Consider the following 805-nt stretch of genomic DNA (forward strand, 5'->3'; position numbering starts at 1 on the left):
ATGTTTCAGCTACGGGGGTCTTACCCTCTACGCCGGACCTTTCGCATGTCCTTCGCCTACACCAACGGTTTCTGACTCGTCTCACGGCCGGCAGACCATGAAAGAGAGATCCCACAACCCCGCATGCGCAACCCCTGCCGGGTATCACACGCATACGGTTTGGCCTCATCCAGTTTCGCTCGCCACTACTCCCGGAATCACGGTTGTTTTCTCTTCCTGCGGGTACTGAGATGTTTCACTTCCCCGCGTTCCCTCCACACTGCCTATGTGTTCAGCAGCGGGTGACAGCCCATGACGACTGCCGGGTTTCCCCATTCGGACACCCCCGGATCAAAGCTCGGTTGACAGCTCCCCGGGGCCTATCGTGGCCTCCCACGTCCTTCATCGGTTCCTGGTGCCAAGGCATCCACCGTGCGCCCTTAAAAACTTGGCCACAGATGCTCGCGTCCACTGTGCAGTTCTCAAACAACGACCAGCCACCCACCACCCTGCTCCAAAGGAACAAGTTCACTGGGGCCGGCAACCGAAGGACAGACTCAAACGAGCCCGTACCTTCAGATACCCAACAGCGTGCCCGACCCGGCCCATCATTCCTCACGTTCCACGCCGAAGCAGTACTAGTGACAAACAACTTGCCGTGCCGAATAGTCAACGTTCCACCCATGAGCTACCAGCACCGGACATTCGCCGGTGTTCTGGCCTCTGACCAGGCAAAGCCTGGCAAGAAGTGCTCCTTAGAAAGGAGGTGATCCAGCCGCACCTTCCGGTACGGCTACCTTGTTACGACTTCGTCCCAATCGCCAGT

General features: G+C 58.3%; 2 rRNA genes. Both read right to left on the reverse strand.

The features are described from left to right. Nucleotides 1-433 (reverse strand): 23S ribosomal RNA (locus ACLQ2N_RS35935); the annotation flags it as partial. 305 nt (nt 434-738) lie between these two features. After that, nucleotides 739-805: ribosomal RNA gene (locus tag ACLQ2N_RS35940) — 16S ribosomal RNA — on the reverse strand; the annotation flags it as partial.

This window comes from Streptomyces sp. DT224, assembly GCF_049844595.1.
Taxonomy (GTDB): domain Bacteria; phylum Actinomycetota; class Actinomycetes; order Streptomycetales; family Streptomycetaceae; genus Streptomyces.